Here is a 24,896-nt window from a genome sequence, read left to right as displayed (position 1 = left end):
CGTGGCAAACGGGACGGCCTACAGCGTGTATGGCGCCGGTGAGCCGCTGGTGTTGATCCATGGGGTCGGCATGGCGCAGGACGCCTGGACACCGCAGATCAGCGCGCTGGCCCGGGAGCACCAGGTCATCGTCTACGACATGCTGGGTCACGGCGGCAGCCGCATCCCGGACGAAGGCGTGACGCTCGCCGACTATGCCGCGCAACTGGCCGGACTGCTGGACCACCTCGGCCTGCCGGCCGCCAATGTGGTGGGCCACTCCATGGGCGCGCTGGTGGCGCTGGAGTTTGCGCTGACTTACCCGGCACGCACGTTACGTGTCGCCGCGCTGAATGCGGTGTTCATGCGTACGCCCGAGCAACAGGCCGCCGTGCTGGCGCGTGCCGCGGCCCTGCAGGACATCGGTGTGCAGGCCACGGTGGACTCGACCATCGCACGCTGGTTCGGCGATCCGGTGCCGCCGGCCCTGCAGGCCTCTGCCAGCCTGGTGTCCGGCATCCTCGCACGCGTGCATCCACTGGGTTACGCACGCACCTACCTGCTGTTTGCCAGCTGCGACCGGGTCCATGCCGATCGCCTGGCGACCCTGGCCATGCCGGCCCTGTTCATGACCGGCGAGTTCGACCCGAATTCGAGCCCGGCGATGTCGCAAGCCATGGCAGAACGGACGCCCGTGTCCACGCTGGACATCGTGCCGGGGGCAAGGCACATGATGAACCTGACCGATCCGCAACGCATCAACCAGGGCCTGCAGCAATTCCTGGCGCAGCCCCTGACCATGCCCGCCGCCAGCCACCTCGCGGCCTGAACCACCGCCAGCGCACACGGAAGCCGGGCCAGGACCATCCCGGTCCGGCTCCGCCGTGCCTGAACGCCACCGAAACACCTTCACGAAAGACCGCATGCGCACGACCCTCCTGACCCACGAAGAACTGCTGGCGACCCGCTGTTATATCGACGGCCAATGGCTGGCCGGCGCACAACATTTCGACGTTATCAACCCCGCGACCGGAGCCGTGGTCTCCCGCGTTCCCCTGCTGGGCGCGGCCGAAACCCGGCTGGCGATTGAGGCGGCCCACCAGGCCGGTGTCTCCTGGAAGGCCTTGCCGGCCAAGGAGCGCTCGCGGCTGTTGCGGCGCTGGTTTGACCTGGTGCTTGCCCATACCGAGGTGCTGGCGCACATCCTGACCGCAGAAATGGGCAAACCGCTGGCCGAGGCCAGGGGCGAAATCGCTTACGGCGCGTCGTATATCGAATGGTTTGCCGAAGAAGCCAAGCGTGTTTACGGCGACGTGATTCCCTCGCCGCAGGCCGACAAGCGTTTTGTCGTGCTCAAACAGCCGGTCGGTGTGGTGGCGGCCATCACCCCCTGGAATTTCCCCAATGCCATGCTGGCACGCAAGCTGGCGCCGGCGCTCGCGGCCGGCTGCACCGTGGTGGCCAAACCGGCCGAGCAGACCCCGCTGTCGGCGCTGGCACTCGCCAGACTCGCCGAACTGGCGGGCATTCCGCGCGGCGTGATCAACATCGTGACGGGTGACCCCAAAACCATAGGCGGCGAAATGACCCGCAACCCGCTGGTGCGCAAGCTGACCTTCACCGGCTCCACCGGCATCGGCAAGTTGCTGATCAAACAATGCGCCGACACCGTCAAACGCGTCAGCATGGAACTGGGCGGCAACGCGCCCTTTATCGTGTTTGACGACGCCGACATCGACGCGGCCGTGCGCGGCGCCATGGATTCGAAATTTCGCAATGCCGGCCAGACCTGTGTCTGCGCGAACCGGATTTACGTGCAGGAGGGTGTGTACGAGGCCTTCGCCGACAAACTCGCCGCAGCGGTCGCCCGCCTGCAGGTCGGCAACGGCATGGACCCCGGGGTGACCCAGGGCCCCTTGATAGACGCGAGAGCCGTGACCAAGGTCCAGGCGCATATCGCCGATGCGCTGGCGCAAGGCGCGACGCTGGCGGCCGGTGGTGCGCCGCATGCGCTGGGCGGTTTCTTTTTCCAACCCACGGTGCTGCGCGACGTCACGCCGGCCATGCTGATCGCGCGCGAAGAAACCTTTGGCCCGGTGGCCCCGCTGCTGCGTTTCAGGGATGAGGCCGATGTGATTGCCCAGGCCAACGCCTCCGAAGCCGGCTTGGCCGCCTACTTTTCACGGCCAACATTGCGCGGGTCTGGCGCGTGGCCGAAGCCCTGGAAACTGGTATGGTGGGCATCAACACCGGCCTGATGTCATCCGAAGCCGTGCCTTTTGGTGGCATCAAACAATCCGGTTATGGCCGCGAAGGCTCCGACTACGGCATGGATGACTACCTGGATGTGAAATACTTCTGCCTCGGTGATCTCGATCAGGACCAATAAACAGTGCCCGCCCCCCAAACCAGTTCCATCAGCTCCATCAAAGTCGACCGCAGCATCAAGACCCTGAGGGAACTCACGCTTGAAAACATGCGGGCTGCGATTTTCAGCGGCCATTTCAAGCCGGGGGAGCGCCTGGTCGAGCGCAAGCTCTGCGAGCAGCTGGACGTCAGCCGCTCCGTCGTGCGCGAAGTGCTCAGGCACCTGGAAACCGAGGGACTGGTCGAGTCGATTCCGCACCAGGGTCCGGTGGTTGCCAGCCTGGATGCCGACCGGGCCGCGCAAATCTACGAATTACGTGCGCTGCTGGAAGGCCATGCCGCGCGCCTGTGCGCGGAAAAGGCCAGCGATGCAACGATTCAGCGCCTGGGCGAACTGAACGAGCAGATCCAAGCCGCCTTTAGTGACGACGATTTTCACGAGGTCATGGTGCGGACCTCGGCCTTCTACGAAGCCATGTTTGTCGGCAGCGGCCTGACCATGGCCTGGGATATCGTGCAGTCCCTCAATGCGCGTATCAACCGCCTGCGCGCCATGACCATCAGCTCCAGCGGACGCAAGGCCGAAGCGGCGGCGGAGATGGCGCGCATCGTGCAGGCCCTGCACCAACGCGACCCGCAGGCCGCCCAGGAAGCGTCCGAGGCGCATGTGCGGCGCGTGGCTGAAATCGCGGCGCAACGCCTGGCCGACGCCGCCCGATAAACAGCGGCTGCGTCCTATACTTGGCGGCCCAAGCCATGGAGAACCCCTTGTTTAAATTGACCAGCCTGAACCTCAACGGCATACGCTCCGCCACCAGCAAAGGCCTGGAAGACTGGCTCGCGCAGACCCAGCCGGATTGTCTGTGTGTGCAGGAACTGAAGGCGCAAGCCGCCGACGTCAGCGGCAAGTTTGAGGAGATGGCCGGCCTCAAGGGCCACTTCCACTTTGCCGAGAAAAAGGGTTACTCGGGTGTGGGCGTCTACACCAAACACGAACCCAGCGATGTCATCGTCGGATACGGCTCTTCCGAGTTTGATGCCGAAGGCCGTTTTGTGGAGCTGCGTTTTGACCGGCCCGGCCGGAAAAAACTGCCCAAACTCTCCATCATCAGCGCCTACTTCCCGAGCGGCTCCTCGGGCGAGGAGCGCCAGGCCGCCAAGTTCCGTTTCCTGGCCGAGTTTTATCCCCACCTGCTGGCGTTGAAGAAGGAGCGCGACTTCGTGCTCTGCGGCGACATCAACATCGCGCACCAGGAAATCGACCTGAAAAACTTCAAGGGCAACAAAAAGAACAGCGGCTTTTTACCCGAGGAGCGTGCCTGGATGACCGAGTTGCTGCGTGATGCCGAGCTGGCCAATGAAGCGGCCGACGCGTTGACGCAAGGCAACAGCCCGTTGCTGCGCGGCGGCGGCATGGTTGACGTGTATCGCAAGCTGCAGCCCACCACCACCGACGACGCCTACACCTGGTGGAGCAACCGCGGCCAGGCCTATGCCAAAAACGTGGGCTGGCGGCTGGACTACCACCTGGCCACGCCGGCCTTGGCGGCGCTGGCCAAAACCGAAACCATTTACAAGACCCAGCGTTTCTCCGACCACGCGCCCATCACCGTGGACTACGACCTGGCGCTGTAGGCGCTGGCCGCCTCCGGCGTCGCTACCAAAAACGTAGCTATCTGCGCCCGTATCTCAAGGGCTACAGCCACTTTTTTCTTAAATTTGGAGCTGTAGCCAGGCTCAGGCCAGGGCGGCGCCGCAAGCGGTGGGCAGCCGGTTCACCTCCACTGAAATATGCACCAGCTCTTCATGGACGCGCAGCTGTTGCTTGAAATAGTCGGGCGCCACGTCTTGCGTCGTGGCCAGGGACACGATGCAGGCGTATTTGCCTTTGCCGACGCGCCAGACATGCAAATCACACACCGTGGCCGGGATAGGGCTGGCATCGATCACGGCCTGAATTTCGGCGACGACGGGCGCGTCCATGTCGGCATCCAGCAGCACACGCCCTGAATCACGCATCAGGCCGTAAGCCCACACCGCCACCAGCCCGGCGCCGACCATGCCCATCACCGGGTCCAGCCAGCTCGCGCCCCACCACTTGCCCCCGATCAGCGCAAAAATCGCCAACACCGAGGTTGCGGCGTCGGCCACCACGTGGATGTAGGCTGAGCGCAAATTCAGGTCCTCGTGATGTCCATGTCCCTCGTGGCCATGACCGTGATGCTGATGGCCATGGTCATGCCCGCCCCGCAGCAGCCAGGCGCAAACGAGGTTGACCATTAGCCCGACCCCACCGATGGCCATGGCCTGGTCGTAGTGAATGGCGCTTGGCGAAATCAGGCGTTCGACGGACTGATACAACATCAGCCCGGCGACCAGCACCAGCAAAATGGCACTGGTGTAACCGCCCAGGACCTCGATTTTCCAGGTCCCGAACGCAAAGCGCGTGTCCCGCGCCAGCCGGCGAGCGGCGACATAAGCGGCCACGGACAGGCCCAAGGCCAAGGCGTGTGAACTCATGTGCCAGCCATCGGCCAGCAGGGCCATGGAGTTGAAGGTCCAGCCGCCCACGATTTCCACGACCATCATGACGCTTGTCAGGATCACCACCCACAAGGTGTTCCGCTCGGCCAGCGGATTGCCTTCGTCAAAAACATGGGTGTGTTGCCAGCCTTTGGCCGCGTATGAAGAGCTCATGAGGTGTCCCTTGCATGGGTAAAAATATACTGTACCCCAGTATATTAACAAGCACGTAAAATCACCCCATGGCTCACACAATCCAGGGGAAAAAACAGTTGCTGACGCGGGTTCGCCGCATCAAGGGGCAGGCCGAAGGGCTGGAGCGCGCGCTCAACGCCGAAACCGAGTGTCTGGCCATCCTGCAACAGATTGCCGCGATCCGCGGCGCGGTCAACGGGCTGATGGCGGAAGTCCTGGAGGGGCACATCCGGACCCACCTGGGCGCGCATGACATTTCGGAAACACAGCGGGACAACGATATGGAAGCGGTGGTGGCCGCGCTGCGTTCCTACCTGAAGTAAGGCTGGCCAGCCCAAGCTTTCAGAGCGCTTTTGCCGTACGATGTCTCATGGCGGTTTGCGCGTCAAGGGTGTGGGTCGGCCCGTCCGCCGAGGCCTAAGACATCACCAACCGCGCTTTGTTGTTCCAGCAACGGAGGGAAGCATCATGACAAGCGTGGTAGACATCCTCAAGACAAAAGCCGACCTGGCCGTTCACACCATCGCGCCTGGCGCCTCGGTGTTCGCGGCGGTCCAGTTGATGACCGAGAAAAACATCGGTGCGCTGGTGGTCGTGGAACATGGGCAGGTCATAGGCATCGTGTCTGAACGCGACGTGGCGCGCAAGGTGGTCCTGATGGCCCGTTCGCCCAAGGACACACCGGTGCACGACGTCATGACAACCCTGGTCATGGGGGTGCCGCCACAGCGCACCAGCGAGGAATGTATGGCGCTGATGACCGAACACCGCCTGCGTCATCTGCCGGTGATGGACGCCGGCCGGCTGACCGGCCTGGTGTCTATCGGGGATCTGGTCAAGGACATACTCTCCGAACAGAAGTTCATCATCGAGCAACTCGAACATTACATCGCCGGACAACGCGGCTGATCTGAGTCGGCGCCCGTTCAAGGCCCCTTCATACGTTCGGCCTCCATGGCCGCCTGACGCTCCTCGCTGGCTTCGATGGGGTCCATGGCTTCGTCGACGGAAGCCGCCGCACGTTCTGCCGCCGCTCTGGTTTCTTCAGCGGTCAGGTCGAGTTCGTCGTCCTCTTCCTCACCCGGCGGCTCCAGCATGTCGTGCAGCATGGCCGCCAGCTCGGGCGTGTCCCAGGGCTCGCCGTGCTGCTTTTTTTTCTTGATGTAGTGCCGGACTTCCGAGTCCTGCTCCGCGGTCAGGGGAAGTCCACGAAAAGTGTTTTGAGGGTCGATGTCGGGCATGATGTCCTCCCGGTTTCGTCTTGCGCTAAACGTCGCCAGGGCTGGGTTTAAAGACGTGAAATAACATGTCCTTATCCTAGTCCTATTTGCACGCCAGCGGGAGGCCTAGGCGTTCACCGCGCCTAGGTCGACCTTCCATTTTTCTTAAAACTCTTCCCAGCCTGGGGCGCCTGAAGCAGACGCCACGGCCAGCCGCCTGGCAGGCAAGGCGGCGCTGCTGACGCTGCGCTTGGGCGCAGCAATCGCGGGCTTGGCGGCAGGTGGCTGGGCCAGCACCGCACCCGACAGGCTCGCGCCGTCCCGCTGTTGATCGTCGTCCAGTTTGAAGACGCTGACGGCTTGCGACAAACCGCTGGCTTGTTCCTGCAAGGAAGCCGCCGCAGCAGCCGCTTCTTCAACCAGCGCGGCATTCTGCTGGGTCACCTGGTCCATCTGGGCAATGGCCTGGTTGATCTGTTCGATGCCCGAAGTCTGCTCCTGGCTGGCCGTCGTGATCTCGCCCATGATGTCGGTCACCCGTTTGACGCTGTCGACAATCTCGTCCATGGTTTTGCCGGCTTCGCTGACCTGTTTGCCGCCTTCTTCCACCTTGTTGACCGAGTCGTCGATCAGGACCTTGATTTCTTTGGCGGCGGCCGCGCTGCGCTGCGCCAGGTTGCGCACTTCGGCGGCGACCACGGCAAAACCTCGCCCTTGTTCACCGGCGCGGGCAGCCTCTACCGCCGCGTTCAAGGCCAGGATGTTGGTCTGGAAGGCAATCCCGTCGATCACCCCGATGATGTCGACAATCTTGCGCGACGAGGCATTGATCGCCCCCATGGTGTCCACCACCTGGGAGACCACGTGGCCGCCGCGTACGGCGACGCTGGAGGCAGACACCGCCAGCTGATTCGCTTGGCGCGCGTTGTCGGCGTTTTGTTTGACCGTGGAGGTCAACTCTTCCATCGACGCAGCAGTCTCCTCCAGGGAACTGGCTTGTTCTTCGGTGCGCGAGGACAAATCCTGGTTGCCGGAGGCTATCTGGCTGGAGGCGGTGGCGATGGTGTCCACCCCGGTCCTGACCTGGCTCACGCTTTGGACCAGGGAGGCATTCATCTCTTTCAGCGCGCTCAGCAACTGGCCGATTTCATCCTCCGAGTTCACCCGGATTTGGTGCCTCAGGTCGCCGGAAGCCACGGTACGCGCCGCCTCCACTGCGTGACTCAAAGGCCGGGTGATGCTGCGCGACAGCAGCCAGGCCAGCAGGCCACCGGCGACCAGCGCAATCACACCCAGCACCGACACCAGAATTTCGGCGTTAGTCACCACGGCTTCGGACTCCGTGGTGGTGGCTGCCAGGCGCGCTTTCTGACGTGTGACCACAGACAGCACCGCCTGGACATAAGCGTCCGTCGCCGGTGTCAATTGCTTGTTGATGATGTCTTCCAGATCGGTACGCGACATGCCATGGTCGGGATCGGAGCGGCGTTTGACGAGGTCCCGGCGGACCGTGTTGTAGGCATCGCGCTTGGCGGCAACCACGGCCAGCGCAGCCTTGTTCTCCTCGTTGTTGCCGGCCAGGCTGTCCAGTTCCGCGTTCAGCTTGCTGTTGATGGCACTTTGTTTGTCGAGTTCGGCCAGGAAATACGTTTCATCGTCGACCGTGGTGCTTTTGACCAGGGCGATGGTTCGCACCGCGTTGCTGGAGATGCCGCCCAACCACTGTTGCGACAAACTCTCGGCGTACGCCATTCTTTGCATCAACTGCACCGCGCGCCCCACGTCCTGCAAGCGCATCAGACCCACGGCGGAAATCACCGCCATCAAAGCCAGGATCAGGGCAAAGGACATGCCCAGACGGGTGCCAATCTTCAAATTTTTAATCTTCATCAGGGGTACTCGTAAGGTTTCAGGAAGTGGTATTGCGGAGTCAGGAAGGCGCCCTGCCGGATCGGCAGCGCACCATGGAAAGCGGCACACGCCGAGGCGCCCGGCGTGTCGTTAAACATCAGAAGGTGTTGGTCCAGGCGTCCTGCGCAGGCAGGTCCCGGGTGTCCGGCGCCGCACCAGTGCGAGACGCCATGACCAGCCGGCTCACTCGCGGGAACGAGGCGCGGTCACGGTGACGGGTGGAGGGAGTGTTGTCGCGTACATGGCTACTTCTTTAACAAGGGAAGACCTGTGCACGACCGGGTGCGAATACACCCGAGTGAATCACCGACTTGCCGAAGCATAGGCCTTGGCTTATATATCGGCACTTCATGGATTTAAATGAATAGGAAATTGATTAATTTGATGTAACAGTCAAATTTATCAATTGATCTAGATCAGTTGCTCGCGCGCTTGCCCAGGACACTGATCGCGCCCCAATAGCTATCAAAACAATAGCTTCTTACGCCCATCCGTATTTGGCTACGACCACTTTTTCCATAAATCTCCTGGCATGGAGGCGAAGCTGCCTACCAGAAAAAAAAAAGCCGCTAGACCTCCAGCACGCAACGTGTCACCAGTGGCGGCGTCTCGTCCAGATGAAACGCCAGCTTGCGATCGCGCAGTGCCACGTCGCCCGCCGTCACGCGGTCAAAACGACGCAGGTGTTCGGTCCACGACTCGTCGGTGATCTGCTCGATATAACGTCCGGGGTTGGAGATGTCGCGCAGCAGCTCCCAGGCCAAGGCGCCCTGGCGCAGGCGGCTGCGCCGGCTTTCCAGCATCAGGGCGCGAAAGTCCGCCGCCTTGGCCGGGTCGATCTGGTAGGTCACCGTCACCCGGACCTGACCCGTCGAGGGCGGTGCGGCGGCGCTGGGCACCTTGAACTCGCGGGAGGGCGTCAGGTCTTCTTCGATGCTGCGGTCCCGCAGCAACCAGTGCGCGGTAAAAATGGCCAAGGTGCCGGTCAAGGCCGCCGCCAGCATGCTGGTGGGCACACTGGTCATCGTGGCCAGTTGCCCCCAGACCGCTGCACCGCTGGCGCTGGCCCCCATGATGGCCATCTGGAAAATCGACATGCCGCGCGCGCGCACCCAGTCGGGCAGCGCCACCTGGGCCGACACGCTCAGGGTGTTGGCCGTGGTCAGCCAGGCCGCACCGGCCAGTGCCATGGCCGGCGCGGCGATGTAGACATGGGGTGCCAGCGCCACCACGGCCGTGGCCGCCGACTGCAGCACCACGCCGCCCAGCACCAGGGCATCCCGCGACAAACCCCGGCGCAAACGCGGCAACACAAAGGCCACGGCAATCGCGCCCGCCCCCATGGAGGCCAGCAGCAAGGTGAAGGTGCCGGCGTCGCCTTGCAGACCGTGCGCCACCAGCGGCAACAAAGCCAGCAAAGCGGTGGAGTGAAAGAAAAACAGCGCCACCCGCAGCAATACCGCACGCAGGCGCGCGGACTGGCGCACAAACTGCACACCCACACGCATGGCGCTGACCAGGCGCTCGCGCCCCAGCGGATTCGGCACATGTTCACGGCGCCAGCGCATGATCACAAAGCCGGAGATCAGCGACAAGACCGCGTTCAGCACAAACACATAAGCACTGCCGGCGCTGGCAATCAGCGCGCCGGCCACCAGCGGGCCGATGATGCGCGAGGCATTCATGGCCACGCCGTTGAGCGCCAGCGCGGCGGGCAGTTGCGGCCGCGGCACCAGCTCCGGCACGATGGCGGCAAACACCGGCCAGCGCATCGCCAGCCCCACGCCATTGGCAAAAGTCAGCGCCAGCAGCAGCGGCGCGGTCATGGTGCCCCAGAGAATGGTGGCGCACAGCAACAGCGCCACGGCGGCGACCCAGAACTGGGTGATGATGAAATAACGCCGCCGGTCCAGGATGTCGGCCAGCGCGCCGCTGGGCAGGCCCAGCAAAAACACCGGCAGGGTGGAGGCGGACTGGACCAGCGCGACCCAGATCGGCGAGGTGGTGAGCGAAGTCATCAGCCAGGCGGCCGCCACATCGTTCATCCACATGCAGATGTTGGCCACCATCCAGGTCCCCCACAACATGCGGAAAACCGGCGCGCGCAGCGGCGCCCAGGCAGACAGCAAAACGGGTTCGGGAGCAGGGGAAGAGGGAGCGGCGCCGGGCAGGCTGTGATCTGGCATGCCCCTATTGTCCCTAAAGATGCCCGTCGCCGTCAGGCCGGCCCACGTACAAGCTGCGGGCCGCGTCAAAAAATCAGTCCGCGCCGCCCTTGCGCTTGACCAGGCTGTACACAAACAGCAACACGATGGCGCCGACCACCGAGGCGATCCAGCCCGCGGCTTGCCCCTCGTGGTACCAGCCCATCGCCAGGCCGAGGTAACGCGCGGCGAAAGCGCCGGCCACGCCCAGCACCGTGGTCATGACCAGGCCGAGTTTGTCGTCGCCGGGCTTGAGGGCGCGGGCGATCAGGCCCACGATGAAACCAACAATCAGGGTTGTGAGCAGGGACAACATGGACACCTCTTGAGGATGGGGTTGAAGAGCCGGGCCAAGCGGAATCGGCCCGGACCACCGCATGATAGCCCCGCGCCTTCAATCTCCCTTATGCGCCCTGTTGCGCCCAGATCCGGGTGATCTGCTCCGACAAGGTCATCGGGTCAAACGGTTTGTGGATCACGTCCAGCGCACCCAGCGCCAGATACTGCGCAATTTCCGCCGCCTGCACTTTCGCGGTCATGAAAATCACGGGCGTCTGGGCCGTGGCCGGCAGGTTGCGCAAGGCCTGCAAGGTGCTGGGGCCGTCCATGCCCGGCATCATGACGTCCAGCAGCAGCAGGTCGATATCGGCGACGGACGCGGCGGCCAGCGCCTCGCGGCCGGAGGCACAGGCGATCACGGTAAAACCGCCCACCGCTTCCAGTGCCATCTGGGCCACGGTACGGATATCCGGTTCGTCTTCCACATACAGGATGCGGGTGAGGGGCTGGGGCATGCAAACGTCCTTTGATGATTCAGGGGATAGGCAGGCTGGCCTGCAACGCGGCGACGGCCCGCACGATGTCGGGGCGCTGCGCCGGTATCAGGGCCGCGCCGGCCTGTTCCAACAACAGCTCCAGCGCTCTGGCGGCCAGGCTCAGCTCGCGGAACCCCAGGGTGCCGGCGGTGCCGGCCAGCGTGTGTGCCTGGCGCTCCAGATCGGCCAGCGGTGGCGCACTGGGGCCGCCCGCGTCCACGGCTTGCCACAGCGCCTCAAGTTGCGCCAGTTTGTCCGGCAAGGCGCGCCGGTAATCCGCGCGCTGCTGATCCAGAAATTGCTGAAACGCTTCTTGTGGCGTGCTCATGACGCCGGCTCCGCTGGCGGTGTGGGCGGCTCGAACAAGGCCGCCACCATGTCGGACTGGGTGATGATGCCGACCAGCCGGCCGTCCGTCCCGATGATGGGCAGGTGGTGGTGGCCGGTCCCGCCAAACAGCGGCACCAGGTCCACCAGGTAACGCTGCATACCGGCCACCCGCACCTGGCGCGTCATGATCTGTCCCACCACCGCGGGTTGGCCGGAAGGACCGACCTCGCTCAGCAATTTGCGTAGTTTGGTGTCCATGCCGGGGTAAGCGTCGAGGTCGGCCGCACGCATGAAGTCGGCCAGGGTGACGATACCGACAATGCGGAAGTCGGCGTCCACCACCGGCAAGGCCTTGATGCGACGCTCCCGCAACAAGGCCCAGGCCTGCGCCAGCGGTGTGCTGTGGCTCACTGTCACCAGTTCCCGCGACATGATGTCCGCGCAACGCACGCCGGCCAGCTTGCGCTGGTAAGCCTGCCACTTCATCTGCTCCAGCAAGGCCTTCAGGTCGTCGCGGCTGACGTCCAGCACCTGGTTGTAGCGGGCCAGCACCGCGTCCAGATCGGCATCGGCGGCATTGGCCTGAGGGGCGGCGTCTTTTTCCGCCGGCACCGGCAGTTGCCGGTGCGGATAAGGCCGGCGCGTGGCGTTGTTGTAGGCCATGCCGGCGGAGGCCAGCAGCACGGAATTGAGCAACACCGGGAACAAGGCAAACGAGGGATCGGTGATGCCGCCCAGCACCATCATCAGGGCCGAGGCGCCGCCCGGCGGGTGCAGGCAGCGCAAGGCCAGCATCAAGGCAATCGCCGAACCCACGGCCACCGCGGCCGCCAGCTCGGGCGGTCCCAGCCAGCGGGCGCAGGCAATCCCCACCAGCGCCGACAAGGTGTTGCCGGCGACCACGGACCAGGGCTGGGCCAGCGGGCTGGCCGGCACGCCAAACACCAGCACCGCGCTGGCGCCCATGGGCGCCACCAGCCAGGGCAGGCTGGCGATCGCCGTGCCGCCGGCGAAATGGCACAACAGGCCGGTCAGCAAAATACCGAGAAAAGCCCCCACCACAATGCGCCAGCGCTCGCGGGCGTTGATGCGGGTGCGGGCCGGGCGCAGCGACTGCAGCCACACGGCGGCAGCCGCAAGCGGCTTGCCGCCGCTGTCGGGCTCGGCGTTGTTGGAGGGGGAAGACATGGTCAGCTGCGCAGCTTAACCGACGTGGAGCGGCGACCGGCGCCCATCAGTTTTTACGTGCGCGTTCGTACAGCGGCAACACCTTGGGCATATTGCGCTCCATGTCGGCAATCCGCGTCGCCCCGGCCGGGTGGGTGCTCAGCCACTGCGGCGGCGCGCCTTTGTTGGCGGCGGCCATTTTTTGCCACAAGGTGATGCCGGCGCGGGGGTCAAAGCCGGCGCGTGCGCCCAGCTCCAGCCCGACCAGATCGGCCTCGGACTCGTCTTCGCGGCCAAAACTCAGGTTCAGCAGTTGCACGCCGTAACTCGCCACCGTCTGGCCCAGGTCGCCCAGGCCCAGCAGTTGCGACAACAGGCTGGCACCGATGTTGGTGGCGGCCGATTTGCCCATGCGTTCACGCGCATGTTCACGCAGGGCGTGGGCCATTTCGTGGCCCATGATCATCGCCACCTCGTCGTCGTTGAGCTGCAACTGCTCCAGGATGCCGGTGTAAAAAGCGATTTTTCCGCCTGGCATGCAAAACGCATTGATTTGTTTGCTGTCGATGAGGTTGACCTCCCACTGCCAGTCCTTGGCACGCGGGTTCCAGGCGGTGGCCTGCGGAATGATGCGTTGCGCAATACGGCGCAGCCGCTGCAGTTGCGCACTGCTGGCCGGCGCCAGGGCTTTCTGGCTGGCCGCTTCTTGCAGCATCTTGGCATATTGCTGTTTCGCGGCTTGCTCGATCTGATCGGCCGGCACCAGCTTGGTGAAGCCGGAGTTGCCGCCCACCTCCACACCTTCACGTTGGGCCATCGCCGGGGCGCTGCCCAGCAGCAAAGCCGCGGCCAGTGCCGCCAGGGTCAGGTTCGAAGCAAATTTCATGACATCTCCAAAGTACAAGGGCATCTTTTAAGCTGGGGGCACAGCGTATTATTCCCGCATGCGCGACACCCTATCCGAAGAACCTCAGGCCGGACACCGGCCCTTGCCACCCACCGGGGTGCCGGCTTCCGCCCATCCCACCGCTGCCCCCGACCGTCCCAGCTGGAGCGCAACCTTGCAGGTCTACCTGGAAGCACCGACCTTGCGCATGTTGCTGCTGGGTTTTTCCGCAGGCCTGCCCTTGTTGCTGGTCTTCGGCACCTTGAGTTTCTGGCTGCGCGAAGCCGGCATAGACCGCACCACCATTGGTTACCTGAGTTGGGTCGGGCTGGCTTATGGTTTCAAGTGGGTCTGGGCACCGCTGGTGGACCGCATGCCCCTCCCCATCCTCACGCGCCTGCTCGGGCGCAGGCGCAGCTGGCTGTTGTTGTCGCAGACGGTCATCATGGCGGCCCTGATCGGCATGGCGCTGACCGACCCGCGGCTGGCCTTGCTGCCGGTGGTCTGGTGCGCGCTGGCCGTGGCTTTTGCCTCGGCCACGCAGGACATTGCGCTGGACGCCTTCCGCATCGAATCGGCCGACGTGCGGCGCCAGGCAGCACTGGCAGCGGCCTACCAGACCGGCTACCGGATTGCGATGATCTGGTCCGGCGCCGGCGTGTTGTGGATTGCCGCACGTGCCGAAGTGGCCAGCGGCGGCGCCTACCAGCATGGCGCCTGGCAAATCGCCTACTTCGCCATGGCGGCCTCGATGTTGTTGGGCATGGTGACGGTTTTGTGTTCGCCCGAGCCGGCCCCGCGCGAGATGCCACGGGCACGCAACGCCGCCGAATGGCTCAAGGGCGCGCTGGTCGATCCCTTTGCCGATTTTTTGCGCCGTTACGGCAAACAGGCGCTGCTGATCCTGGCGCTGATCGCGGTGTACCGCATCAGCGACGTGGTGATGGGCATCATGGCCAACCCCTTTTACGTCGACATGGGTTACACCAAGGACGAGGTCGCCGCCGTCACCAAAATCTACGGCGTGATCATGACCCTGGTCGGCGCCTTTGTCGGCGGCGCGCTGGCCATGCGTTTCGGCGTGATGAAGGTGTTGATGTTGGGCGCCGTGCTCAGCGCCGGCAGCAACCTGCTGTTTGCCTGGCTGGGCTCGCGCGGCCACGATGTGCAGGCGCTGATTTTTGTGATTTCCGCCGACAACCTGTCCAGCGGCATCGCGTCGGCGGCCTTCATCGCCTACCTGTCCAGCCTGACCAACGTCAATTATTCGGCGACGCAATACGCCTTGTTCAGCTCCATGATGCTGCTGCTGCCGAAATTTCTGGCCGGTTATTCAGGCAGTTATGTGGACAGCTTCGGCTACAGCCACTTTTTTACCGTCACCGCCTTGCTGGGCCTGCCGGTGTTGTTGCTGGTCTGGCTGGCTTCTCGCATGAAATCGCCTTCCAGCCCTTGATACACGGACGCAAGCAGCTACTAAAAACATAGCAGCCAACAACCGCGCCGGCACATCTCGCAGGAATCGTTTACCTAACTTTACAGGCGCTTCAACGCGACTTGTCGCGGCAGGCGCAGCATGGGCGCTTGACGAAGGAGTTCCCATGAGCGATGTTCACGGCGGCGCAAGCACCACCAGCCCATTCACAGCAGCCAGTGGCTACACTGGCCAGCAGCCCTCCAACCGTCCTGCGAGCCAGACCATGACACAGCAACTTTTGATGATCGAGGACGACACCCGACTGGCGACCATGGTGGGGGAGTACCTGCGCCAGTCCGGTTATGGCTTCACCCACGCGGTCGACGGCGGCAAGGGCCTGGAGGCGCTGGAGGCCTGCAAACCCGATCTGGTGATTCTCGACCTGATGTTGCCCGACATGGACGGCCTGGAAGTCTGCCGGCGCATCAAGGGCCTGGGCGGCGAAGCCGGCCGCACGGCGGTATTGATGTTGACAGCCAAAGGTGACCCGATGGACCGCATCGTCGGCCTGGAAATCGGCGCCGACGACTACCTGCCCAAACCGTTTGAGCCGCGCGAGCTGCTGGCCCGGATTCGCGCCGTGTTGCGCCGCGGCGGCGACACCGTCAGCACCGCCGGCAGCCAGAAAACCATGCGTTTCGGCTCACTCGAGATTGACCGCGATGCCCGCACCGTGTCGGTGTCCGGCAAGGTCTGCGAACTGACCTCTTACCAGTTCGACCTGCTGGTGGCCCTGGCCGAGCGCGCCGGCCGCGTGCTCTCCAGAGACCAGATCATGGAAGCCGTGCGCGGCCGCGAGCTGGAAGCCTTTGACCGCTCCATCGACGTTCACATGGGCCGCATCCGCAGCGCCATCGAGCTCGATGCCAAGGACCCCAAACGGATTCTGACGGTGCGTGGTGTGGGCTACGTTTTCGCCAAGCAGCAGGACTGAGCGCATCCAACGCCCTGCCTTTCTTCTTTTCCTTTTTTAGATTTTTCTTATGTGGCCCCGATTTACTTCGCACCTCTATGTGCGCATCTGGCTGGCCGTGGTCGCCACCGTGGTGGTGCTGGCTTTTCTGGTCGGTGCCGCATGGCAGTTCAGCGCTGACCCACCGCAGTTGCCGATACGTGAAGTCCTGGTTCACAACAGCGCCGGGGAGGTCATCGGCCGGGCCCAGACCCCGCCCAACCGCAAGCCGGGCGAGGGCCTGGAGTTTGATGTGGTGACCAGCGACGGCCAGACCCTGAACCTGGTGCTGCCACGCCCCAAACGCCCGCCCGGCAATTCCTGGACGCGCGCGCCCTTCGGTTTTGGCTGGATGCTCGGGGTGGTCGCCCTGGCCGTGGCCCTGGGAACCTACCCCATCGTGCGCCGCCTGACCCAGCGGCTGGAGGGCCTGCAGCGCGGCGTGGAGCGCTGGGGCGACGGCGATTTGTCGGCCCGCGTGGCGGTGCAGGGCAGCGACGAGGTGGCTTTCCTGGCCGAACGTTTCAACCATGCCGCCGAACGTATTGAAACCCTGATGGAGTCGCAAAAGTCCTTGCTGGTGGCGCACAAGTCGCTACTGGCCAATGCTTCGCACGAGTTGCGTTCACCGCTGGCGCGTATCCGCATGGGCCTGGAGTTGATGGGCGACGGGGCCGGCTCCTCACAGCGCGCTGAAATCTCGCGCAGCATCAGCGAGCTGGACCAGTTGATCGACGAAATTTTGCTGGCCAGCCGGCTGGACACCCGGCAAGCCGATGCCGAACCTTTTGAAGCGCTGGACCTGACCGGCCTGGCCGCGGAAGAATGCGCGCGCGTACAAGCCGAGCTGGACACCACGCCCCAGACCCACAGCCTGACGGTGCAGGGTTCGGCGCGCCTGTTGCGCCGGCTGATTCGCAACCTGCTGGAAAACGCCAGGCGTTACGGCACCGGCGAGATCAACCTGGAACTGGCACTGGCCGACAAAGGCGCTGGGCAACACGCGGTGATCCGGGTCAACGACCGCGGGCCTGGCGTTCCGCCGGACCAGCGCGAGCGTATTTTTGAGCCCTTTTACCGGCTACCGGGCGCCAGCGAACGCGAAGGCGGTGTGGGCCTGGGCCTGGCGCTGGTCAAATCCATCACCGCACGCCACGGCGGCACGGTGCGCTGCGAAGCCCGACCAGGCGGTGGCGCCTCGTTCGTCGTGGAACTGCCGGTGACGACCGCCGCCTGAACCTGCTGGCCTGCGGCACAAACGCTGCCGTGCCGCGTTTGCCAGCTTGGCTTGAGCTTCTTTTGCACGCAAAATATACGATTTCTTTCATCCCATCCTGGGAGAAGGTCTTGTATGTCGCCTACCGCCGCAAGCACGCGCTTCCTGTCGCCGCCACCTGCGCCTGATCTGCGGATGCTGCCGCTATGAGCCTGCCTCTGGCCACCCTCAGGCGCCAGTCGAAAACCGTCTGGCTGCAAGACCGTTTCAGCACCCTGCCCAGTAGCCGTGGGCCCGCGCTGGTATTTGGCCGGGCCGACGAGGCTGATGCCTATTTGGGGTTTTGGAAAACCGAGGCCGCCGCCCTGGCGACCCTGCGTTATGCCTTGTACCGCTGCGACCATTCACCGGCGGTGTTTGCGTTCTCGGACCAACAGGTGATTCAAGCCCTGTCGGCCAAACTGGCACATGGCGCGCTGCTGTTGACCGAGAGCCATGCGCCCCCGACCGGCGGCGGCTGGCCGCAGGTGCCCACCGTTGTGGCGGCCACGCCGGATTCCACCACGCTGATCAATCTGAACACCCTGCCCGACAAACCGCCGGTCCCGCCTTTGTTGCCCTTGCTGGAAGAGTTGCAAATCGAAAGCGCGGAAGTGTTGCCAGAAATTGAACAGACGCTGGAACAAATCGACCTGACCATGGGCAACATTGACCTGGCGGCCGTCTCGCTGGCGCCCACACCCTCGAAAGTGCCGCTGATCGAAACCGCCATGACCGATGCCAGCCATTCGGTGACCCAAACGCTGGACGAGCTCTAGACACCCACCATGCAGTTTGTCAGCAAAGCCGCCACGGCCATCAGCACCGGCGCGGCGCAGGTGGTGGAATCCGTGGCCACCGCCTCCAACACCTTGCAGACGGAACTGGGTGCGGGCATCTCCGAAGCCCACAACGCGATCAGCACCGTGGGGCAGCAGCTCAGCACGGTGGCCACACAAGTCACACAACTGAGTCCCCCCACTCAACCCGTCAGCGCTGGTCGCGCCGCTGGTGGCCGCGCTGACCAGCCTGCAAACCGACCTGGGCGGCGTGGTGAACGCGCTGGCCGCCATGGGTCCGCGGCTGGCCACAGCCGGCCAAAACCTGACCGGTGTGGCCAGCGACATCCAGAACGCCGTGTCGGTCGCCACCGGGCTGCCGGGCCGACTGGCCGCGATCCGGCCCGATGTCTCTGCCATCCCCTCGCGGCTGGCGGCCATCGCCCAGAGTGCGCAAGACCTGAACGGCCGCGCGCTGAGCCTGCAACCGCGCCTGACGCAGTTCGCCGCCACGCTGGGTCCTTTGCAGCAACATCTGGCCACTCGGCCCGCCGACCTCGTCGGCGCGCAAGCCGCCGTGCAAAACGCACTGTCCGGCATCAATACCGACATTGCGACTGTCCGGCAGGAAGTGGGCGCCGCGGCCAGCAACGCCCAGGCGGAAGTCGAGGCCACGGCACAAAGTGTCACGAGCTTGCTCGACGGCATCCAGGCGCAAATCGATGCGGTGGTGGCCGATGTAACCGGCGTGTTTGATACAACGATGGGCCGGGTCGACGCGGCGATTGCGGCACTGGACACGGAAGTCAGCGGGCTGACAGAGCAGATCGGCGGCTTCAAAAATCGCAGCCATGACATCGCGCTGGCGGTGGCCACGCCGGTGTTGTTGGTGGAGGCCTCCATGGACGCGGTGGCCGCACAGATCGAAGCGGTCGGGCAGGTGATCGATGGCATCCTGGCCAGCATCGAAGCGCAGATCAGCCGGCTCGAACGCGTGATTGACACCCTGAAACAAACCATGGACAGCGCCGTGGCCGGTGTCGACAACACCTTGAGCAGCCTGAAAGAAACGCTGGGCGAGGTGATCACCGAGATCGACGAACTCAAGGCCACGCTCGAAGCCCTGCCGGAGCGTTTCCAGCCCGTCGAAGCACAGATCGACGAGGCCCAACAAACCATAGAAACCATCCAGCAACGCATCCGCGATTTCATGGCACGCGCCGACAGCACCCTGGCCCAGGCCAGCCGCGAAATGGACCAGGCGGATGCCCTGTGCGACAACGCAATTGCCATCTGCAGCAAATACATCACGCGCTCGCTGGCCATGGCCGGCGCACGTACCTTGTTCCTGGGTGTCAAAGCCATGATCCCGGGCATACGCGTGACAATTGCCGGCGCGCGCAGCACAGTCAAGACCGCGGGAAACACGGCCATCACCCTGCTGGACCAGGCCATCGCCGTCGTCGAACAGTTGCGGGTTGTGCTCAAGCAGGTCATTGCACAGGTGCGCCAGGCGATCGCCAAGGTGGTCGCGGTGCTGGACCAGGTCCGTGCCGCCCTGGTACAGGCCCAGGAACGCATGACACAGGTGTCCACCGACCTGCACACCGCCGCGGATCAGGTGAAAGCCCAACCCGACAAGCTGGTCGCGCAAGTGCGCCAGGCGCGTGACGATTTTCTGGCGGCGACGCAGCCACGTGAAAAAGTCAATGCCGTACACGCCCAGGTGCTGGGCTTGAAAGGCCGCTTTGTGGCACCCGTGCGTTTGCAGGTGGAAGGCGCCGAAGCGCGGGTGGTGCAAGCCATCAGCGAGGTGCAGGCCAGCCTGCAGCCGCCCGTGGACCAGCTCAAGGAAAAAATCCAGGCGCTGCGCAGCCACATGGCTGCGCTGAAGGAACAACTGGCCCAGCCGCCGGCCAAACTGATGGCCTTGCTGGACAGCCTCAAGGAACAGTTAAATAGCCAGGTCGGCGAGACGCGGCAAGTGTTGGACCAGGTGTTGGCGCAGGGCTATGTACTGATCACCCAAGCGCAGCAGGCTGTGGCCTCGGCGGCTAATGAAGGCGCTGCCGCCAGCCAGACCCTGTCCGGCCTGCAGGACAGTTTTACCCAGGCCAGCGGCGAGGCTCGCAGTTTGATCACCCAAGGACAAGCGGCGGCGCGTGAGGCCAGCGGCAACGTGGCGGACCTGGGCGGTCAATTGGACAAATTCCAGTCCGATGTCAAAGCCGCACTGCAACGCGTGCAGGCCGATGTGCAGAGCGCGGCCGATGACACCGCCGCCTTGCGCGAAAAATTCGACGCAGCCGGCGATACCGCCGGTCGTCAGCCGGCCGCCACCTCGGCCCTGATGGCGGCGCTGCTCAGCGCGGTCCAGCCTTTGCAGCAAGCGCTGACCTCGACGCGTGATGAGGCGCAAGCGCAAGGCGAACAGGCCCAGCAGGCCAGCGCCGGCCCGCAGGAGCAACTCGCGGCGGCCAGCCAGGCTTTCGCCACCTTGTTGCAGGACGCCCTGGCCGCCGTGGCGCCACCCGCCGATGCCGCCAGGGAGGAGCAGCAAAAAATGGATGAACGACTGGCCGCTGTCGCGGCCAAGGTGGATGCGCTGCGGGCACAGGTCCAGGCAGCGTCCCGGGAAATGGCGGAACGTACGGCGCAAGCCAGAAGCCAGGTCGAGCAACACCGCGACAAGGGCCAGGCCCTGATCGACGAGGCCATGGCCAAAGTCGAAGCCGCCAAGGCACAAACCGAAGTGGCACGCGCCGATGTGGTCAGCGCCGAGGCCATGGTGGACGCGGAGGTGGTCAAACAGGGTGGCGAAGCGCTGCCGCGCAAGGCGGCACCTGCGCCTGCTGCGGCACCCGCCGCGGCCCCAGTCGCTGCCGCCGGCGCCGCAGGTGAACCTGCCAGCAATACCGGAAGTACCGATGCCGCACCAAGCCAGGCGGCCGGCCCTGCCAGCCCGGCAAGCGACGCGGCGACACCAACAGACGCCCCCCAAGAAGGCGCGCCAGGCACCGGCACCACCCCGGAGGATCAGTTCGCCACTGCGCCGCAAGAAGCTGGCGCAGACACACCAGCCTCAGCGGCCAACAGCACCGGCGCAAGGTCCGACAGCGAAGCGCCAACGGCCAAGACACCAAGCGGCGAGCCTGCGGACAAGCTGGCCGCGCCGGATGAGCCCCCGGCCCAGCCCCCGCCTGACGCTGCTGCCGCCAAGAAACCACCCGAGCTGCCTGCAGCCGACACGGCGGCCACAGCGGAGATACCGCCCTCACAGCCTGCCGACGGCGCGATCCCGGCGGGCACGAGGCCGCCAGAAATTCCGGACCAGCCGGCCCCTCCGACACCACCCGAAAAACTTGCCGGCCACAACCACGCCACCCCGACCGATCAGGCTGCAGCGGTCCACCCCCCGGACCCGACCCGCTTGCGGCCACCCCAGCCCCAGAAAGACGCGCTTGACCAGCTATCTGCGGCCAAGCCAGGCACGAACCTGCCCCAGTCGGGACTGGAGGAATTACTCAAAAAAGTACCCGCGCCGGCCGATGCGGCCAAAGCCGGTAGCAAAGCCAGCAGCTTTCTGGACGGATTAAAAGATGCGGTAGCTGACGTACCCAAACCCTGAGTCGTGAAAAAAGTCCGGTTTTCACACCTTCTTCATTCGAAAAACGACAGCCCTCCTCCAATTGGGGGAGGGTCAAAACAAGGGCCGCCCCCTAAAGTCGTCAGGTTGCTGTGACAACACCTGTGATAGGAACAAAGGCAGAAAAAAGGCGAGCACAACAAGTCGAACAACAGACTGACGCCGTCCCCCATACAAAAACATCCCTAAAAAGGACTTCTACAAGCCACCGCGAGGTGGCTTTTTTTTTGCCCGCCGGCCATGCGCCGCGTTACCATCCCAGGCCTCGATCCAGCGACAATCCGGCCTGGCGCCATCGGGTCTTGGCCAAAGACCCAACCGACTGCAGGAGTTTTACCGTGACCCCCAACCATCAAGCAACACCTGTCAGCCAGGGCTTTTCCCAAACGCCGCAAGAGCGGCTTCCGATGCTGTCCGGCGATGCCATGTCCGCCGCGCAACGCGCCGTGGCGGACGCCTTGCTCGCCGGCCCGCGCAAGGCCGTCATGGGCCCGTTTATTCCGCTGCTGCGCAGCCCGGAGCTGATGGACCGGGTGGGCAAGGTGGGTGAATACCTGCGTTTTGACAGCGTGCTGGAGACCCGCATCCGCGAACTCGCGATGTGCCTGGTGGCACGCCATGTGTCCAACCAGTTCGAATGGCTGATGCATGCGCCGCTGGCGCTCAAGGCCGGTGTGGCGCAGTCCTGCCTGGACGCGATTGCGGCCGGCCAATACCCGCAGACGACCGTCGCCGATGAAGCCGCGGCCGTGGCGCTGGTGACGGAGCTGCTGCAACACCACGGGGTGTGTGATGCGTCTTATGCCGCCGCCCTGGACCAGTTCGGTGAACAGGGGGTGGTCGAACTCACCACCCTGGTCGGTTATTTTGCGATGGTGTGCTGGGTCATGAATGTGGCGCGTACACCCACCCAAGCCCCAACCGGCTTTGACGCGCTGCAGGCCTTTCCGGCCTGAGGCGTCGGATTGCTACAAGGCGGCCACTACCTGCGCCGCGCTGATGTCGTTCAGGCAGCGGGTGTGGCCCAGCGGGCATTCGCGCGCAAAACAGGGCGCGCAGTCCAGTGGCGGCTGGTAGGACACATCGTTTTTCAGCCACAAGACCGTGGCCTGGGTGTTCAGCGGCGGGGTGTGCAAGGGGCTGGACGACCCGAAAATCGCCACCTGCGGCACCCCAAAAGCTGCGGCCACATGCATCAAGCCCGAGTCATTGCTGACCACGTGTTGGGCCGCGGCAATCGCACAAAGCGCCTGCACCAGCGTGGTTTTCCCGGCGAAATTCAGGCACTTGCCGGCCTGGACGGCATTGACCGGCGCGGCGATTTCCTCACACAACGCCGCCTCTTTGCCTGAGCCCAGCAAAACCACAGGCACCGCCAGATGTTTCGCCAGTTCTGCAAAATGGGCCGCGGGCCAGCGTTTGGCCGGACCGTATTCGGCGCCGGGCGCAAACACCACATAAGCGCCGCGTTGCAAACCCAGTTCGGCCAGCGCCTGCGTTATCTCGGCCGCTGGCATCTGCAACTCGGGCCGGTCGGTGTCCAGGTTGGCCTCGCCACTGAGCGCCGAATAAAACGCCACCATGGGCGGGCGTTTGCCTTTGGCCGGATTTTTGAGGCGGTGGGTCAGCAGACCGACCCGTGCTTCACCCAGGTAACCCACACGTTTGGGAATACCGGCCAGCAAGGGCAACAAGGCACTTTTCAGCGAGTTGGGCAACACGTAGGCGGTATCGAACTGGCCGGCGATACGTTGGGCCAGCAGGCGACGCGCCTTCAGTTGCAGGCCGCCGTGGGCAAACGGGAATTCGATAACCTCATGCACCTGCGGCATCGCGCGGTACACCGGCGCCACCCAGGGCAAAGCGCCCACCGTGAGTTGCTCCCCGCGCGCATGCAGGCGCCGCAGCAGCGGCTCGGTCATGACCGCGTCGCCTATCCACTGGGGCGCAACGATTAAAGAACGCGCCGTGGCCGAAGGATGACTCATAGACCGCAGCGCATGACACGCCGTGAAAAGCCTGGGGACTTAATGTCCACCACCGACGTGTTCACCCGCCTTCAACTTGTAAAGCGTTCCGCAATACGGGCATTTGGCTTCGCCGGTACGTGCCACGTCCAGGTAGACCTTGGGGTGGCTGTTCCAGACGGCCATCTCGGCCTTGGGGCTGGGGCAATAAACGCCGCCTTGCGGATTGAGGTCAGCAGCCAGCAGTTCAACAGAGAAAGATGTACTCATGATTAGACTTTGCTGAGCCAGTGGGCGTATTTAGGATTGCGACCGTTGACGATGTCAAAAAATGCGGCCTGGATTTTTTCTGTGATGGGGCCACGCGAGCCGATGCCGATTTCAACCCGGTCCAGTTCGCGAATCGGCGTGACTTCGGCGGCAGTGCCGGTGAAGAAGGCTTCGTCGGCGATGTAGACCTCGTCGCGTGTGATGCGTTTTTGCACCAGCTCCAGGCCCAGATCCTTGCAGATGTGCAGGATGGTGTTGCGTGTGATGCCGTTCAGGGCACCGGCCGACAGGTCGGGCGTGTAGACCACGCCGTCCTTGACCACAAACACGTTTTCGCCGGCGCCTTCGCTGACAAAACCCGAGGCGTCGAGCAGCAGGGCTTCGTCGTAACCGTCGTCCAGCGCTTCCATGTTGGCCAGGATGGAGTTGCTGTAATTGCTGACCGCTTTGGCCTGCGTCATGGTGATGTTGACGTGGTGGCGGGTGTAGCTGGAAGTTTTGACGCGGATGCCGCGTTTCATGCCGTCTTCACCGAGGTAAGCGCCCCAGGCCCAGGCCGCGACCATCAGGTGAATCGTGTTGCCCTTGGGCGACACACCCAGTTTTTCCGAACCGATCCAGGCCAAAGGACGCAGGTAGCAGCTCTCCAGCTTGTTTTCGCGCACCACGGCCTTTTGGGCTTCGTTGACTTCTTCCTGGCTGAAAGGAAGTTTCATGCGCAGGATCTTGGCGCTGTTGAACAGGCGGGTGGTGTGGTCTTCGAGGCGAAAAATCGCCGTGCCGTCCACGGTGTTGTAGGCGCGAACACCTTCAAACACGCCGCAGCCGTAATGCAGGGTGTGGCTCAGCACGTGAATCTTGGCGTCACGCCAATCCACCATCTGGCCATCCATCCAGATTTTGCCGTCGCGGTCTGCCATGGAGGGAGCTACTGGGGACATGATGCGAATCCT

24 protein-coding genes and 1 pseudogene are annotated in these 24,896 nt (G+C 64.0%); 12 read left to right on the top strand and 13 right to left on the bottom strand.

The features are described 5' to 3' along the window. Position 1 precedes the first annotated feature (1 nt). The 4 genes and pseudogenes from ACHMXK_RS01355 (at position 2) to ACHMXK_RS01340 (ending at position 3,981) form a co-directional block, all read left to right on the top strand. A complete protein-coding gene (locus ACHMXK_RS01355) occupies positions 2-808 on the top strand; it encodes an alpha/beta fold hydrolase (RefSeq protein ID WP_397437022.1) in 807 nt (268 codons plus the stop codon). 94 nt (positions 809-902) lie between these two features. Next, a pseudogene (locus ACHMXK_RS01350) lies at positions 903-2,368 on the top strand (NAD-dependent succinate-semialdehyde dehydrogenase). A 3-nt stretch (positions 2,369-2,371) separates the two neighbouring features. Further along, a complete protein-coding gene (locus ACHMXK_RS01345; protein ID WP_397437020.1) occupies positions 2,372-3,067 on the top strand; it encodes a GntR family transcriptional regulator in 696 nt (231 codons plus the stop codon). Between the two features lie 47 nt (positions 3,068-3,114). Beyond that, complete coding sequence (locus ACHMXK_RS01340; protein ID WP_397437017.1) at positions 3,115-3,981, top strand: exodeoxyribonuclease III; 867 nt, start codon at positions 3,115-3,117, stop codon at positions 3,979-3,981. A 102-nt stretch (positions 3,982-4,083) separates the two neighbouring features. Here ACHMXK_RS01340 and dmeF read toward each other — a convergent pair whose 3' ends face one another. After that, a complete protein-coding gene (dmeF, locus tag ACHMXK_RS01335; RefSeq protein WP_397437015.1) occupies positions 4,084-5,043 on the bottom strand; it encodes a CDF family Co(II)/Ni(II) efflux transporter DmeF in 960 nt (319 codons plus the stop codon). 68 nt (positions 5,044-5,111) lie between these two features. Here dmeF and ACHMXK_RS01330 point away from each other — a divergent pair, with 68 nt between their 5' ends. Continuing rightward, positions 5,112-5,387, top strand: a complete 276-nt coding sequence (locus ACHMXK_RS01330; RefSeq protein WP_397437013.1) for a metal/formaldehyde-sensitive transcriptional repressor — start codon at positions 5,112-5,114, stop codon at positions 5,385-5,387. Positions 5,388-5,532: 145 nt separating this feature from the next. Next, the gene (locus ACHMXK_RS01325; RefSeq protein WP_397437011.1) at positions 5,533-5,973 is read left to right on the top strand and encodes a CBS domain-containing protein; all 441 of its coding nucleotides are present in this window, start codon (positions 5,533-5,535) and stop codon (positions 5,971-5,973) included. A 17-nt stretch (positions 5,974-5,990) separates the two neighbouring features. Here the strand turns inward: ACHMXK_RS01325 and ACHMXK_RS01320 are convergent, their stop codons facing one another. The 8 genes from ACHMXK_RS01320 to ACHMXK_RS01285 all read right to left on the bottom strand — a co-directional run bounded on the left by ACHMXK_RS01320 (position 5,991) and on the right by ACHMXK_RS01285 (position 13,597). Continuing rightward, the gene (locus tag ACHMXK_RS01320; protein ID WP_397437009.1) at positions 5,991-6,305 is read right to left on the bottom strand and encodes a hypothetical protein; all 315 of its coding nucleotides are present in this window, start codon (positions 6,303-6,305) and stop codon (positions 5,991-5,993) included. 144 nt (positions 6,306-6,449) lie between these two features. Further along, positions 6,450-8,174 (bottom strand): methyl-accepting chemotaxis protein, encoded by a 1,725-nt coding sequence (locus tag ACHMXK_RS01315; protein WP_397437007.1) that lies wholly within the window; start codon positions 8,172-8,174, stop codon positions 6,450-6,452. A 590-nt stretch (positions 8,175-8,764) separates the two neighbouring features. Then, the gene (locus tag ACHMXK_RS01310; RefSeq protein ID WP_397437005.1) at positions 8,765-10,381 is read right to left on the bottom strand and encodes an MFS transporter; all 1,617 of its coding nucleotides are present in this window, start codon (positions 10,379-10,381) and stop codon (positions 8,765-8,767) included. Positions 10,382-10,454: 73 nt separating this feature from the next. After that, on the bottom strand, positions 10,455-10,715 hold the full coding sequence (locus tag ACHMXK_RS01305) for a GlsB/YeaQ/YmgE family stress response membrane protein (protein ID WP_397437003.1): 261 nt from the start codon (positions 10,713-10,715) through the stop codon (positions 10,455-10,457). 88 nt (positions 10,716-10,803) lie between these two features. Further along, the gene (locus ACHMXK_RS01300; RefSeq protein WP_397437001.1) at positions 10,804-11,193 is read right to left on the bottom strand and encodes a response regulator; all 390 of its coding nucleotides are present in this window, start codon (positions 11,191-11,193) and stop codon (positions 10,804-10,806) included. A gap of 19 nt (positions 11,194-11,212) precedes the next feature. Further along, on the bottom strand, positions 11,213-11,542 hold the full coding sequence (locus ACHMXK_RS01295) for an Hpt domain-containing protein (protein ID WP_397436999.1): 330 nt from the start codon (positions 11,540-11,542) through the stop codon (positions 11,213-11,215). Next, complete coding sequence (locus tag ACHMXK_RS01290; RefSeq protein ID WP_397436997.1) at positions 11,539-12,732, bottom strand: HPP family protein; 1,194 nt, start codon at positions 12,730-12,732, stop codon at positions 11,539-11,541. Before ACHMXK_RS01290 ends, ACHMXK_RS01295 begins: the two co-directional genes overlap by 4 nt. A gap of 46 nt (positions 12,733-12,778) precedes the next feature. Next, positions 12,779-13,597 carry a M48 family metallopeptidase gene (locus ACHMXK_RS01285; RefSeq protein WP_397436995.1) on the bottom strand — a complete coding sequence of 273 codons (819 nt, stop codon included), beginning with the start codon at positions 13,595-13,597 and terminating at the stop codon, positions 12,779-12,781. A gap of 58 nt (positions 13,598-13,655) precedes the next feature. Here ACHMXK_RS01285 and ACHMXK_RS01280 point away from each other — a divergent pair, with 58 nt between their 5' ends. The 4 genes from ACHMXK_RS01280 to ACHMXK_RS01265 all read left to right on the top strand — a co-directional run bounded on the left by ACHMXK_RS01280 (position 13,656) and on the right by ACHMXK_RS01265 (position 18,060). Further along, entirely contained in the window at positions 13,656-15,053 is a 1,398-nt protein-coding gene (locus ACHMXK_RS01280; protein ID WP_397436993.1) for an AmpG family muropeptide MFS transporter, read from the top strand. 244 nt (positions 15,054-15,297) lie between these two features. After that, positions 15,298-16,008, top strand: coding sequence for a response regulator (locus ACHMXK_RS01275; RefSeq protein WP_397442413.1), 711 nt, complete (start codon positions 15,298-15,300; stop codon positions 16,006-16,008). A gap of 49 nt (positions 16,009-16,057) precedes the next feature. Further along, entirely contained in the window at positions 16,058-17,263 is a 1,206-nt protein-coding gene (locus ACHMXK_RS01270) for an ATP-binding protein (protein ID WP_397436991.1), read from the top strand. A 185-nt stretch (positions 17,264-17,448) separates the two neighbouring features. Continuing rightward, entirely contained in the window at positions 17,449-18,060 is a 612-nt protein-coding gene (locus ACHMXK_RS01265; protein ID WP_397436989.1) for a hypothetical protein, read from the top strand. On the opposite strand, the gene ACHMXK_RS01260 is transcribed toward ACHMXK_RS01265, so the two are convergent. Beyond that, positions 18,057-18,236: a hypothetical protein gene (locus ACHMXK_RS01260; protein ID WP_397436987.1), complete on the bottom strand. Its 180-nt coding sequence runs from the start codon at positions 18,234-18,236 to the stop codon at positions 18,057-18,059. The two genes, ACHMXK_RS01265 and ACHMXK_RS01260, sit on opposite strands and share 4 nt — an antisense overlap. A gap of 56 nt (positions 18,237-18,292) precedes the next feature. On the opposite strand from ACHMXK_RS01260, the gene ACHMXK_RS01255 reads away from it, so the two are divergent. Next, positions 18,293-21,688 (top strand): hypothetical protein, encoded by a 3,396-nt coding sequence (locus tag ACHMXK_RS01255; RefSeq protein WP_397436985.1) that lies wholly within the window; start codon positions 18,293-18,295, stop codon positions 21,686-21,688. Between the two features lie 356 nt (positions 21,689-22,044). Then, positions 22,045-22,662 (top strand): carboxymuconolactone decarboxylase family protein, encoded by a 618-nt coding sequence (locus tag ACHMXK_RS01250; RefSeq protein WP_397436984.1) that lies wholly within the window; start codon positions 22,045-22,047, stop codon positions 22,660-22,662. Between the two features lie 12 nt (positions 22,663-22,674). Here the strand turns inward: ACHMXK_RS01250 and waaF are convergent, their stop codons facing one another. Genes waaF through ACHMXK_RS01235 form a run of 3 tightly spaced genes read right to left on the bottom strand, consistent with a single transcriptional unit; the run spans position 22,675 to position 24,884 of the window. Then, positions 22,675-23,694, bottom strand: a complete 1,020-nt coding sequence (gene waaF / locus ACHMXK_RS01245) for a lipopolysaccharide heptosyltransferase II (RefSeq protein ID WP_397436982.1) — start codon at positions 23,692-23,694, stop codon at positions 22,675-22,677. A gap of 39 nt (positions 23,695-23,733) precedes the next feature. Next, positions 23,734-23,943 carry a zinc-finger domain-containing protein gene (locus ACHMXK_RS01240; protein ID WP_397436981.1) on the bottom strand — a complete coding sequence of 70 codons (210 nt, stop codon included), beginning with the start codon at positions 23,941-23,943 and terminating at the stop codon, positions 23,734-23,736. A 2-nt stretch (positions 23,944-23,945) separates the two neighbouring features. Beyond that, the gene (locus ACHMXK_RS01235; protein WP_397436979.1) at positions 23,946-24,884 is read right to left on the bottom strand and encodes a branched-chain amino acid transaminase; all 939 of its coding nucleotides are present in this window, start codon (positions 24,882-24,884) and stop codon (positions 23,946-23,948) included. Positions 24,885-24,896: the final 12 nt, after the last annotated feature.

The organism is Polaromonas sp. UC242_47 (assembly GCF_044452385.1).
GTDB lineage: Bacteria > Pseudomonadota > Gammaproteobacteria > Burkholderiales > Burkholderiaceae_C > Polaromonas.
Note: the sequence above shows the minus strand (reverse complement) of the source record. Positions and strands in the feature narration are given on the sequence as shown.